Below are 12,527 nucleotides of genomic sequence, written 5' to 3' on the forward strand. Positions count from 1 at the left end.
AACACTAAAGATAGAGAATTTTACTTTATTATTTATAGGTTTGGATTAGTTTTTAATCATTGATTATTACGTTGAATGAGTTTGATCAATTCCCTAGCAACTGCTTTACTTGAATTGGGATTTTGCCCTGTTATAAAACGATTATCTACAACAACAAAAGATTGAAATGGTAACAACGCCTTTTTATAGTTTGCACCTTCAGAAATCAGTTCATTTTGTAAGAAAAAAGGCACTTGCTCCTCAATCCCTGATAATTTTTCCTCAGTGTTAGAAAATCCTGTAACATGACGATCAGCAATTAGTGCCTTTCCATTCAAATCTTGTAAGTTTAGTAGTCCTGCTGCTCCATGGCATACAGATGAAATTATACCGCCGTGATTATAAATTTCTTCTGCAATATTTTTGAGTGTCACGTTATTGCGAAAGTCCCACATTGTTCCATGCCCACCTGTAAAATAAATAGCCTTATATTCTAATGGGTTAATATCTTCGGGTTGGCGTGTGTGATTGAGAAGGTATATGAACTCTGGATCATTTAAATAGGCTTTGGCAGCGCGATCCATATATAACCATCCAAGGCTACGCTCATCTAATGGGACTTTCCCACCTTTAGGACTGACAAAATCTAATTCAAAACCAGCAGTGTCAATAATATCTATAAAATGCGTGAGTTCCGTAAGCCATAATCCAGTGGAGTCGGCTCGATGTGGATACTGAGCATGATTGGTCAGAATCACTAAAATTTTTGTAGGAACAATAGAGGCTTTAGCGTTGTTTGATTGTTCGGCAGAAAATGCTGGATTAAAGCTCAAGAATGCTCCTAGGAATATACATATTCTCAAAAAGATAGACATATTTATTCACCTTGATTTAATTTTTTACAGTTTCCAAAGCTTTGGGGTTTGTGAAACGAATTTTTGAAGATGATTTTTGAGTGAGCGTACCAAAATCCATATCTAATAAGTGTAGGGCTGAGTCTGGTAAGGCTAATCCCTTTTGATAAGCAACTTTTGCTTCAGGTGTAAGATAAAGTTGAGAGAGCTTTTCATAACTACTGAATCCTAATGGAAAGTGATAATCAAAGTTTAAAGATGTTTCAATGCTAAAATTAAAAATAGGCAACTGTAGTTGTTTGATATTTTCCCCATAAGTTGCATCTGCTAATACTTGTTTATGTGCATAATCTATAGAAAAATTAGAGAGTGTTAGACTCTTTTCTGTTCCATCATCTTGATGGCGTGAGTAGACCATGGTTGTACCTTTTGCTCGTCCAAGTACAACTTTCATTTTGGAACCAATCACTATACTTGTCACAGGGTAATTAAACTCACTTGAATTTCCACCGATACTTGGTTGATCTAATGCTATTGCTGTACCTTTCGCTTGTGCTTTTATCCCAAATTTATCCCAAAAATCATGCCTTAACGCTTCTGGAAAAGTATGAATTGAATCTGATGCTGTAAAACCAACTGGGACTGTTAATCCAGCTTGTACTTTTGCTGTACCAATGAGGGCTAGAATAACAAAGCTTAATTTAGTGAATAATGCTTTCATATATGCTCCAACGAGAGGTTTTTGGTCATATGTGAGTAGATTTTCTACTCCGCTTGAAAGGCATCTTACTACTCGCAAAATTTTAGCTGTAGTGGCAAACTAACCCTATATTATTGTCATTTGTGGCCATGTTGTTTTAAAGGAATTGAAAATGAAAGGGGAGCATAGGTTAAAGATTTCAGGGGTTTTTCCTGTAGAATACTTAATGATAGCTAAAGAACAAGGTGTAGATATCAATCACTTATTAAGTTCTTTGGGTATGAGCCCCAACGTTAATATTTTAAGAGAACATGGGATATTGTTTGAGCAGATGTTGCAAATGATGCATGCATTATGGCAGGTGACTAACCATGACTTATCTATTGGTTTCCAAGCAGGATGTCGTATTACACCAACCGCATTTGGTTATTTTGGGCAAGCAATATTAAGCTGTAACACATTTCAAGAAGCGATTGTATTTTGTACTCAATATTGGGAATTGATTGGAAAAGGTATACAAACCACTCATCAAGAAAACGATAAAGAACATCTCATTATTATTGAAACTGAAATGCCGACAGAAGGGTATTTACAACAGTGGATGATTGAATCTGCAATATTTTCCTTTTGGCGTACGTTGGTTGCTATACTACCAAATGCGAAACATGAACTAAAAATAACCCTAACTTTTGCTGAACCACCCCATGCTATAGACGTTTATAAAGAGGTTGGTAACGTTAAATATAACTATCCAATCAACAGTATACAAATCCCCATTCAATATTTGTCAGATAAACTCCCTCTCAGGAGCTCATCAGCTTTTACTATTGCAATAGCACAATGTGATGCACAGTTAAACTTTGAAGATCAATATTCTATATTAACAAAAAAAATTAAAAATATTATAGGTTTGGATAAAAATGGATATCTTTCATTAGATGAAATGGCTGCATATTTATCTATGTCAGCGCGAACTTTAAGAAGAAATTTAGCTGACGAAGGGAGTAAATATTCTGAATTACTCAAGCAAGTAAAACTAAAAGATGCGACTCGCCTATTGCAAAATACACAATTAAGCATTGATGAAATCGCTAGTAAAATGGGTTATGAGGATGATGCTAACTTTTGCAGGGCCTTTAGAAAATGGTCTGGGCAAACACCAAGTGAAGTTCGTAAAATTAATTAATCTGAATCTTGGATAAAATTTAATTTGAAAGAAGATAACTGAACTTCGACTAACAAACTGAATTTTATATATTTTTAATATTGATTTGGAATGTTGTAGATCAAAATAAACCATAAAATGGTGCGCCCTGCGGGACTCGAACCCACGTCGGTCGCTTAGGAGGCAACTGCTCTATCCAGTTAAGCTAAGGGCGCAAAGGTGGGGTTAATGTAGCTGATTTTATTCAAAAAAAATAGTTATTGCCAAAACAATAACTATTTTAAAGTGGCTCAAGTTTAGATTTTAAGCTTTATTTTGGTTTAAAGACTTAAACAGTACCAACATGGCGATAATCCAGATCGGAATCATATAGACAGATTCTTTGAAACCTTGAGTCCACATGATGTAGAGCACAGTCAAAATAAATGCCAATACAACATAGTTACTTACAGGTGCCCAAAGTGCAGGGAAGCTGGTCTTTAAGCCTTTTTGCTTCATTGCTTGCATGAACTTTAAGTGCGTCAAGCTAATCATGGCCCAGTTGAGAACCAAAGCACCGACGACAACATACATTAAGTGGCCTAAAGCATCTTCTGGAACAAAATAGTTCAACAACACGCAACCAAAAATCAGGACAGCAGAGAACAACACCGCAGGAATAGGCACGCCTTGTTTATTCACTTTTAGGAAAACTTTAGGTGCATTGCCTTGTTCAGCCAAACCAAACAACATACGGCTATTGGCATACATACCACTGTTATACACAGACAGTGCAGCAGTTAAAATAATGAAGTTCAGTAAATGAGCTGCCCAACCTATGCCTAATTGACTAAAGATCATCACAAATGGACTTTTATCTAAACCGCCCAAATCTAGTTGATTCCAAGGCACTAAAGACAACAGAATAGTCAATGAACCTACATAGAAAATTAGGATACGGAACACAACCTGATTAATGGCTTTAGGAATCGTCTTTTCCGGATCTTTTGCTTCAGCCGCAGCCATACCAATCAGCTCAATACCACCAAAAGCGAACATGAGGAAGGCTAACATATAGAACAAGCCATCAAAGCCATTCGGGAAGAATCCGCCATGACTCCATAGGTTGCTAAATGAAGCGGTAGAACCTGCATCTGCGGTAAATAATAAATATAAACCGAAAACAATCATGGAGATAACAGCTGCAACTTTAATGATGGCTAACCAGAACTCAGATTCACCATAGAATTTAACATTGCCTAAGTTAATTAAGGTAATGACAATAAAGAAGAACAGTACAGATGACCAAGCAGGAATATGGGGCCACCAGTAATTAATATATTTAGCAACTGCTGTGAGTTCGGTCATGGCAACAAGGATATATAAAATCCAATAGTTCCAACCTGCCAAAAAGCCCGGAAATTTGCCCCAGTATTTGTTTGCAAAATGACTGAATGAACCAGCGACTGGCTCATGTACAATCATTTCCCCAAGTTGACGCATAATTAAAAATGCAATCAAGCCACCAATAGCATAGCCCAGAATAATGGATGGACCAGCAGATTGGATGACCTGTGCGGAACCTAAAAATAAGCCAGTACCAATTGCACCACCCATGGCAATCAATTGAATATGACGGTTCTTTAAGCCACGCTGAAGTTGAGACGACTCTTTATTCAAGTTATTTCAGCCCGACAATGGATAAGTGTTTCCGATTGTAATAGATCGAGAAGAAATCGCATAGTAGCTCAAAATCCATGAAAAAAAGTTATTATTCATATGAAAAATAATGTGTGAAAAATAGTAAATAAAAAAGATACGAATCAATATATTAATTTTATTTAAATTGTCGGATTGTGGATTATTTTAGGAAACTCTCCGTTCACAAATGATGTTTTTTTATACATGTTTAGACTTAAGTCCTGTATTTTACGCATGGATCTGGAAAAAAGGTATGATGAAGCTGAGTTAAATCAGGTTGTTTGACTTAACACAATGATAAATATGAAGGATTCAATAAAAATGAGTTTTGCACCGCAAATCAAGATTCCAGCAACCTATATGCGTGGAGGAACCAGTAAGGGCGTATTCTTTAAACTTGATGATCTTCCTGAAGCTGCGCAACAAGCAGGTCGCGTTCGAGATCAGCTTTTACTTCGTGTGATTGGTAGTCCGGATCCTTATGCAAAGCAGATTGATGGCATGGGAGGTGCAACATCAAGCACCAGTAAAACGGTGATTCTAGCCAAAAGCCAGCAAGCAGAACATGATGTTGATTATTTGTTTGGTCAGGTTTCAATTGATCAGCCTTTTGTCGACTGGAGCGGAAACTGTGGCAACTTAACGGCAGCAGTGGGCTCATTTGCAATCTCAAATGGTTTGGTCGATGCTGCGCGTATTCCAGAAAATGGCATCTGCACAGTCCGCATTTGGCAGGTCAATATTCAAAAAACTATTATTGCCCATGTACCTGTCACAAATGGACAAGTTCAAGAAACAGGTGATTTTGAACTTGATGGTGTGACATTTCCTGCTGCGGAAGTGCAAATTGAATTTTTAGATCCGGCCGACGATGGTGAAGATGGTGGTGCAATGTTCCCAACAGGGAATTTGGTCGATACTTTAGAGGTACCTGAGATTGGTCGTTTCCAAGCCACATTTATAAATGCGGGTATTCCCACGATTTTTTTAAATGCAGAAGACATTGGTTATACAGGTACTGAATTACAAGACGCAATGAATGGCGATGCCAAAGCTTTAGCACGCTTTGAAACTATTCGAGCTTATGGTGCAAAACAGATGGGGCTGATTCAAGATATTTCTGAAGCTGCCAGCCGTCAACACACGCCTAAAATTGCCTTTGTTTCTCAACCAAAACAATATGTATCTTCAAGTGGTAAAACCATCACAGCGCAGGACACGGATTTATTGGTTCGTGCACTGTCTATGGGTAAACTCCATCATGCCATGATGGGTACAGCAGCTGTTGCTATTGGCACCGCAGCAGCGATACCAGGAACCTTGGTTAATTTGGCCGCAGGTGGCGGTGAGCGCGAGGCAGTACGATTTGGGCATCCGTCAGGGACATTGCGTGTAGGGGCGCAAGCGATACAAGAAAATGGTCAATGGGTCGTGAAAAAAGCGGTCATGAGTCGTAGTGCCCGCGTGCTGATGGAAGGTTGGGTCAGAATTCCTGCTGAAAGCATAGATTAATCCTATGTAAGCTATGTAAAAGCCTCTATGTTTAGAGGCTTTTTATATTTCTCCTAATTATAAAGTGCGAAAGGCTAAAACAATGAACTGGGGTGGGGAGTTTTGGATCTAATTTCTCAGAGCCATTTTTTAGCGCAGTCGCTGTTTAAAACAGCCAAAAAGGGCTTCATATTGATCAGTATGCGAAATTTAATAGATTAGCGCATATTGTTTGAGGTTTCGGCGTAGAGAAAGCGGGCAGAAAGCAGTATGATGCCAACAGATCATGTTCATGTTTAACTCAGTGTAAACTGAGCTTTAAATCATTTTATTCTATTGTTATTCGAGGCGAATGTGTCAGTACTAAACGACGTATCAGCAAATGCGCTCCAACAGGCTCAACAACGTATTCACGATGATTTATTGACTGCACTGGATGCTTTTTCAATTCCTGAACCGTTAAAAAGTGCCGTGCATCATGCTGTAATGTTAGGCGGAAAGCGTGTGCGTCCCGCACTGTGCTATGCTACGGCCCATTTGAACCCAAACTCCAATTGGGCTGCTGTACGCCGTGCTGCTGTGGCAGTAGAGTTGATTCACTGTTATTCCTTGGCACACGATGATTTGCCATGTATGGACAATGACCTATTACGTCGTGGTCAGCCGACTTGTCATGTGGCTTATGGTGAGGATACCGCTTTACTGGCAGGTGACATTTTACAGTCTATGGCTTTTGAAATTCTAGCTAGCCGACTATTTGATGCGGGTCCTATGGTGGATCAAGGTATTGTATTAAAGCAGATGCAAATTTTAGCAACAGCCAGTTCTAAAATGGTGTGTGGTCAAGTCCTCGATTTACAAGCAGAAGGTAAGCGGGTTGATCAAAATGCACTAGAAACCATTCACCGTAATAAAACGGGTGCATTGATTTCAGCAGCTGTGATGATGGCTGCGGTCACCGTCTTTGAGGGTGGTGATCAAGCGATTCCAAAGTTACGTGAATATGCACAGGCGATAGGTCTCGCTTTTCAAGTACAAGATGACATTTTAGATATTACGTCAAATACAGATGTACTGGGTAAAACTGCGGGCAAAGATGAGCAAGTTGAAAAGTCGACCTATCCAGCTTTGATGGGGCTTGAAGCTGCGCAGAACTATGCGAAAACGCTACATGATCAAGCTTTTGCAGCGTTAGCTTATTTCTCAAGTGACGTGGCTTCCGAATTGAATCAAATTTCCCAATTTTTATTGGCGCGTCAAAGTTGAGTTTGGGTTTTGTTGAATAATTGCAGTCGTCTTTGTTGTATAAACCTTCAAAGAGCTAAGGTTCGGCTAAGTGACTTAAGGTTTAAGTAATGATATTGGTAATGTAATCTACTAGATTTGGTGAATCTTTGTATTTTTACTAGCTGAGATGGCTACATCTGTCAGATACCCAGCAGATATGTAGGTTAGTTTTTCTTATGTTTCGATATACATTGCTAGAATTTTCAAACCAATCATTGTAAATGAGTAGATGAAGCTAGGCACTATTTTTTAGATAGCTAAGCCCAGTATTCATCTGTTTAGGCTTTTTAACAAAGGCATGAAAAACCGCAGGCTTTAGAAATCCTGAATATAGCCAGTGATTATATCTACAGATAGGCGAAATAAAAATTCAATTCTCAAATAACATTAGGTCATTGTGTCTGGATCATTGCGATTTTAACCATGTTGACTTTGTGATTTAGCATAGTACTTATGAGTATGCAACCAAATCACATATCCCTCATTTGATTCGAGCTTACGTATACGCATAACCAACGATTAGTAGCCTGCTAAATTTCAGGTTCGAGCGTATTTGTGTTGCAAGTGTAGGGTTGAATCAGTATTTATCAGATGATTTATATAGCAAGGATGAGTTTTCTAGTAACGAACTTATTTGCTTAACTCACTTGCATATTTTTTCACATCTTGTAAATTAGGTATATCGGTCTACCTATATAAAGCATTATGAATACCAAAACAGCAAAACAGAAAATTTTAGATGCAGCTGCAATTTTGTTTTATAACGATGGCATTACAAATACTGGCATTAATACCATTACGGACAAAGCGAAAGTTGCCAAAATGTCTTTATATAATAATTTCCCGACCAAGTCGGATTTGATCAGTTCTTATATTGAAGCGCGGCATCAAGAATGGCTAGAGCTGTACGCTGTGCGAAACCGTGATGCACATACACCAGTGGATAAAATTATTGCGGTTTTTGAAGCCTACCAAGATCATGCTGAATTTGCCTATGAGAAGGGCTTCCGCGGATGTGGTTTGTTGAATGCTGCGGCCGAGTTTCCTGCACACAGTGCTGAGCGTTTGGCGGTGAAGCAGCATAAAGATGAAATTGAAAAGATTATCTCCACACAACTGGCGCTGTTGATTGAAGAGCCAGAGCGAGTACAGCAAATTGCTTTGATGCTGTCTTTTTTACTCGAAGGTTCAATTGCTCGTGCGGGGCTTGAGAGTTCCAGTGAAAAAGTTTTAGCTGCAACGCAAATGGTAAAAACGATTTTAGCGCGAGAGATCATAGCGTGAGTCAGTCTATTTCTGCTGTTCCAAATTATGGTTTCATTGCGGTTCTTCTAGCCGCTTTTTTGTGGGGAACTACAGGGACGGTGGCATCCTTTGCACCTCATTTGAGTCCGCTGACAATTGGGGCTGCCGCGATGGGTGGTGGTGGTTTATTACAAGCACTGTTAGCACGTAAAAGTATCATCAGCCATCTGCCACACATCAAAGCCAATAGTGTGATGCTTAGTGTTGGTGTAATTTCCGTGTTTGTTTATCCTCTGGCTTTTTATTCGTCGATGCACTATGCGGGGATCACTATTGGCACAGTGGTTTCGATTGGCACAGCACCATTATTTACTGCGCTTTTAGAACGGGTATTTGACAGAAAACCACTTTCCATGGCGTGGTTGGTGAGTTTTGTTTTGGGGGTAACGGGGGTGGTATTGTTGTCTTTGGGAGAGTCGCATACTACAGCAAATACAGAAGGCTTATCTCAACATAGACAGATATTGGGTATCGGCTTGGGTGGAGTGGCAGGCTTAACTTATGCTTTATATTCTTGGGCTGCAAAAAGAATGATTGACCAAGGATTAGATGCAAAAGCTACTATGGGAATGATTTTTGGACTCGGTGCTTTATTATTACTTCCAACTTTATGGATGACAGGCTCAAACTTGTTTGAAGAAAACATCAACCTGTATGTCGTTGGTTATATGATGCTTATTCCGATGTTTTTGGGTTATGTCTTATTTGGTTATGGTTTAAAAACCGTGCCTGCCAGTAAAGCCATTACCTTAACTTTATTTGAGCCTTTGGTGGCTGCGGTATTGGCAATTCTGTTGGTGGGAGAGCAAATTGCACCAATCGGCTGGTTCGGGATGTTACTAATTTCGATTTGCTTGGCACTGCTGAGCAAAGCAAAGTAAGTTTTTTGAAGCAGCCTGAAACAAAGAACAGCACTCAGTCATGCTATTGTAAATTTTTAGCTTCAGAAATTTACTGGTGTATAAAACATTTTAGCTGGGTGTTGGAAAAGCCGATACCCATTGATGCTTAGTTGAGCTAAGCATCAAGATGTGTACGGTAAATTTTATGATGCTTTATCCATAATTATAGATATTTCAAAATACGGATATGCTTGTTTTTATGTTTAAAAGCAGAGAATTTCAACATCAAAGGATAAAGTGCCACAGTCAAAATAATTGAGATCAGCCAAAGGGTAGAAACGTGATCGACACCAAAATATTCACCATGAGTTTTGCCAAATAGTGCGAGGGCAATGAGATAGAGGGCTTTAAGTGCATATAAATGGACGATATAAAAGAACATAGGTACGGAACCAAATACAATCAAGGGCTTGATCCAACCTTTACTTTCAAGTTTTTGAAGTAACACTAACAGGACTAGCCCTAGCCCGACATTCCATAAAATAAACAGTAGTGATGGTGGGTACTTGGTCAGATTCATAAAACTCATAACAGTTTCAATATTGGTCGGCATGCTAGACCATGCTTGATCGCCATAGATATTGAGCATTCTTAAAACGATAAATAAAGCAACACTGCCAAGTCCGAAGAACAAGAGGGTTTGATTTCTTTTTGTGATGTCTTGAGTCGTATTAAATACGCTATAGCCGATACAATAACCTAAAGTAATCACACCAACCCAAGGGAGTACAGGGTAAGAGGTTCTAAAACGAATTAGATCTCCAAACTCAATCCAACCGCGTTCATGCAAAATAAACCAAAGGTTCTGTACGATAGGCAGATGTGGAAATGACACTTGATCGAGTAAGTTATGTCCAAAAATAATGCTAAGACTAATACCCCAAAGCCATTTTTGCGACAAGCCAATTAAGCCCGCCAAGGCCACCATACTTAAACCGATAGCCCAAATTACCTGTAAATAGATGACATCGGGCGGGAACTGTCCTGTCCAAGCGAAATTAATCACAATCAGTTCGAGAAAAATCAAGAAGAGTCCACGCTTGAGTAAAAATTCGCGAGTCATTTGAACGCTGTTGTTTTTTGCTTGATAGAGATAAGCCGATAGACCCGTTAAGACCACAAAAACAGGAGCACATAAGTGGGCCAAAATTCGGCTAAAGAACAGGGGTTCTTCAGTGCCAGGGATTAGCATCGGGTCGGGGACTTGTTGATGGAGATAAAAAGTTTCTCGGACATGATCGACCATCATGATCAAAATGACGAGTCCTCTGAGGGCATCAATGGCTTGTAAACGTTGTGAAGGTGTAGACATAAATAAAGTTAAAAATGTTGTTATGGTATAATGTAACATTTGTTTTAATTCTTTGTAACTTAAATATCATCATTAAAACTTATATGTATGAACTAAATGGACTATTTAGAACGAAAATTTTTCTATTATTTTTTATAGACGACTGGTCTGTTATTGATTTATAGTGTGGACATGAAACGATCAGACAAAAGTGAAGCCACACGACAACATATTTTAAATAGCAGTTTCGAACTGGTATTACAGAAAGGTTTTGTTGGCGTAGGCTTACAGGAAATTCTCAAAAACTGTGATGTGCCGAAAGGTTCATTTTATTATTACTTTGCTTCAAAAGAGGCATTTGGCTGTGCGCTTCTGGAACAGTACCTTGCTGACTATAAAGTCAAAATTGACCAACTGATGCAGCAAGAGCAAGGATGTGCTTATGCCCGTTTGGTTGCGCTTTGGCAGGCATGGATTGATAACCCATCTCATATTGAAAGTAATGTTGAACATCATAGCGATGGGGGATGGGCGCAGAACTGTCTGATCGTCAAATTGGCAGCAGAAGTCTCAGATTTATCTGAAGATATGCGTCGGATTTTGAACTTCGGGGTACGTAAGTTAACAGAACGCATATCAGGTCTAATCAAAGCAGGGCAACAAGACGGTTCAATTCCATCGCATATTGATGCTGAAAAGATGGCACAGACGATGTATCAGCTGTGGTTGGGCGCAGCTTTATTGGCAAGACTTGCACAAGATAAGCAGCCCCTTTATTTGGCTATGGAAACTACTCAACAACTCTTACAACCCATCAAGGAATAAATAGATGCAAAGTATTATACATCATCATTTTGGTGAGCCTGTCGACGTATTGGAAGCAGCAGATATGCCAATGCCTGAGCCAAAAGCAGGTGAAGTGCGTATTAAAATGATTTTATCACCTATGCATAATCATGACGTGTGGACAGTGCGTGGTAGTTATGGCTATAAGCCGGCACTACCCGCGATTGGTGGTAGTGAAGCTGTTGGTGTGGTTGATGCACTTGGTGAGGGTGTGCAAGGTGTATCATTGGGTCAGCGTGTGGCAGTTGCAGCGGTTCATGGTAGTTGGGCGGAGTATTTTATTGCACCAGCACATGGCATTGTCCCTTTAACGGATGCAATTGAGGATGAAACGGCAGCTCAGTTGATTGGCATGCCGATTAGTGCCTTGATGCTGCTTGAATTTGTTGACTTAAAAGCAGATCAATGGATGATTCAAAACACCGCCAATGGTGCCGTAGGGAAAACTGTAGCAATGATTGCAGCAGCACGTGGTCAAAAGGTAATTCATTTGGTACGACGTACTGAGGCTGTGGCTGAAATGCATGCTTTGGGCATTCAAAATGTCGTGGCAACAGACCAAGCTGATTGGAAAGCACAAGTCAAAGCTATTCATGCAAATCAGCCCCTGATGGTAGGGGTGGACTCGATTGGTGGAAAAGCCAGTGGTGAAATGTTGGCTCTACTGAGTGAAAATAGTCTCTTGGTGTCTTTCGGTAGCATGTCGGGAGAAGTGATGCAGATTTCTTCGGGAGGTTTAATTTTTAAACAAGCGACCGTCAAAGGCTTCTGGGCAAGCGTGGTGAACAAAGAGTTGTCTTCTGAGCGTAAAAAAGCCTTAATTGTTGAGTTATTGACTTTAGCTGCCCAGAAAAAACTGTTATTACCTGTTGAAGGGGTGTTTAGTTTTACACAAATCAAAGATGCTGCCCTAAAAGCGACGCAAGGTGCGCGTCAGGGTAAAGTACTTTTGAAACCTTAATCATTTTTGACCTAGATCAGCGAAGTTGTTGATCTATCTATCATTCATAAAAATAAAGGATAAAGC

At 39.5% G+C, this 12,527-nt stretch carries 11 protein-coding genes and 1 tRNA gene; 7 read left to right on the forward strand and 5 right to left on the reverse strand.

What is annotated here, in order from left to right; genetic code table 11:
* Nucleotides 1–56 precede the first annotated feature (56 nt).
* The gene (locus tag ACE01U_RS11350) at nt 57–854 is read right to left on the reverse strand and encodes a type 1 glutamine amidotransferase domain-containing protein (RefSeq protein ID WP_395579504.1); all 798 of its coding nucleotides are present in this window, start codon (nt 852–854) and stop codon (nt 57–59) included.
* Nucleotides 855–870: 16 nt separating this feature from the next.
* Nucleotides 871–1,554, reverse strand: coding sequence for a hypothetical protein (locus ACE01U_RS11355; protein WP_119064300.1), 684 nt, complete (start codon nt 1,552–1,554; stop codon nt 871–873).
* Between the two features lie 151 nt (nt 1,555–1,705).
* Between ACE01U_RS11355 and ACE01U_RS11360 the strand changes: the two genes are divergently transcribed.
* Complete coding sequence (locus tag ACE01U_RS11360) at nt 1,706–2,719, forward strand: AraC family transcriptional regulator (RefSeq protein ID WP_395579505.1); 1,014 nt, start codon at nt 1,706–1,708, stop codon at nt 2,717–2,719.
* A gap of 118 nt (nt 2,720–2,837) precedes the next feature.
* Here ACE01U_RS11360 and ACE01U_RS11365 read toward each other — a convergent pair.
* Both ACE01U_RS11365 and ACE01U_RS11370 read right to left on the reverse strand, forming a co-directional pair.
* Nucleotides 2,838–2,913 (reverse strand) — tRNA-Arg (locus ACE01U_RS11365).
* Nucleotides 2,914–3,001: 88 nt separating this feature from the next.
* Complete coding sequence (locus tag ACE01U_RS11370) at nt 3,002–4,357, reverse strand: amino acid permease (RefSeq protein ID WP_395579506.1); 1,356 nt, start codon at nt 4,355–4,357, stop codon at nt 3,002–3,004.
* A 342-nt stretch (nt 4,358–4,699) separates the two neighbouring features.
* On the opposite strand from ACE01U_RS11370, the gene prpF reads away from it, so the two are divergent.
* The 4 genes from prpF to ACE01U_RS11390 all read left to right on the forward strand — a co-directional run bounded on the left by prpF (nt 4,700) and on the right by ACE01U_RS11390 (nt 9,342).
* Nucleotides 4,700–5,890 carry a 2-methylaconitate cis-trans isomerase PrpF gene (gene prpF, locus ACE01U_RS11375; RefSeq protein WP_395579508.1) on the forward strand — a complete coding sequence of 397 codons (1,191 nt, stop codon included), beginning with the start codon at nt 4,700–4,702 and terminating at the stop codon, nt 5,888–5,890.
* 333 nt (nt 5,891–6,223) lie between these two features.
* The gene (locus ACE01U_RS11380; RefSeq protein ID WP_395579509.1) at nt 6,224–7,135 is read left to right on the forward strand and encodes a polyprenyl synthetase family protein; all 912 of its coding nucleotides are present in this window, start codon (nt 6,224–6,226) and stop codon (nt 7,133–7,135) included.
* A 726-nt stretch (nt 7,136–7,861) separates the two neighbouring features.
* Entirely contained in the window at nt 7,862–8,440 is a 579-nt protein-coding gene (locus ACE01U_RS11385; RefSeq protein ID WP_086208029.1) for a TetR/AcrR family transcriptional regulator, read from the forward strand.
* Nucleotides 8,437–9,342 (forward strand): DMT family transporter, encoded by a 906-nt coding sequence (locus ACE01U_RS11390; RefSeq protein ID WP_086208028.1) that lies wholly within the window; start codon nt 8,437–8,439, stop codon nt 9,340–9,342. Before ACE01U_RS11385 ends, ACE01U_RS11390 begins: the two co-directional genes overlap by 4 nt.
* 184 nt (nt 9,343–9,526) lie before the next feature.
* Here ACE01U_RS11390 and ACE01U_RS11395 read toward each other — a convergent pair whose 3' ends face one another.
* Nucleotides 9,527–10,675 carry an acetyltransferase domain-containing protein gene (locus ACE01U_RS11395; protein WP_395579510.1) on the reverse strand — a complete coding sequence of 383 codons (1,149 nt, stop codon included), beginning with the start codon at nt 10,673–10,675 and terminating at the stop codon, nt 9,527–9,529.
* Between the two features lie 171 nt (nt 10,676–10,846).
* Here ACE01U_RS11395 and ACE01U_RS11400 point away from each other — a divergent pair, with 171 nt between their 5' ends.
* Both ACE01U_RS11400 and ACE01U_RS11405 read left to right on the forward strand, forming a co-directional pair.
* Complete coding sequence (locus ACE01U_RS11400; RefSeq protein WP_086208027.1) at nt 10,847–11,479, forward strand: TetR/AcrR family transcriptional regulator; 633 nt, start codon at nt 10,847–10,849, stop codon at nt 11,477–11,479.
* Between the two features lie 4 nt (nt 11,480–11,483).
* Nucleotides 11,484–12,461 (forward strand): zinc-binding dehydrogenase, encoded by a 978-nt coding sequence (locus ACE01U_RS11405; protein ID WP_395579511.1) that lies wholly within the window; start codon nt 11,484–11,486, stop codon nt 12,459–12,461.
* Nucleotides 12,462–12,527 lie beyond the last annotated feature (66 nt).

The sequence above is a fragment of the Acinetobacter halobius genome (genome assembly GCF_044130335.1).
GTDB lineage: Bacteria > Pseudomonadota > Gammaproteobacteria > Pseudomonadales > Moraxellaceae > Acinetobacter.

Excerpts from the sequence above, each read along its gene's own strand:
- ACE01U_RS11400 (WP_086208027.1), top strand. The coding sequence starts at position 10,847 with ATGAAACGATCAGACAAAAGTGAAGCCACACGACAACATATTTTAAAT.
- ACE01U_RS11405 (WP_395579511.1), top strand. The coding sequence starts at position 11,484 with ATGCAAAGTATTATACATCATCATTTTGGTGAGCCTGTCGACGTATTG.
- ACE01U_RS11350 (WP_395579504.1), bottom strand. The coding sequence starts at position 854 with ATGTCTATCTTTTTGAGAATATGTATATTCCTAGGAGCATTCTTGAGC.
- ACE01U_RS11355 (WP_119064300.1), bottom strand. The coding sequence starts at position 1,554 with ATGAAAGCATTATTCACTAAATTAAGCTTTGTTATTCTAGCCCTCATT.
- ACE01U_RS11385 (WP_086208029.1), top strand. The coding sequence starts at position 7,862 with ATGAATACCAAAACAGCAAAACAGAAAATTTTAGATGCAGCTGCAATT.
- ACE01U_RS11360 (WP_395579505.1), top strand. The coding sequence starts at position 1,706 with ATGAAAGGGGAGCATAGGTTAAAGATTTCAGGGGTTTTTCCTGTAGAA.
- prpF (WP_395579508.1), top strand. The coding sequence starts at position 4,700 with ATGAGTTTTGCACCGCAAATCAAGATTCCAGCAACCTATATGCGTGGA.
- ACE01U_RS11395 (WP_395579510.1), bottom strand. The coding sequence starts at position 10,675 with ATGTCTACACCTTCACAACGTTTACAAGCCATTGATGCCCTCAGAGGA.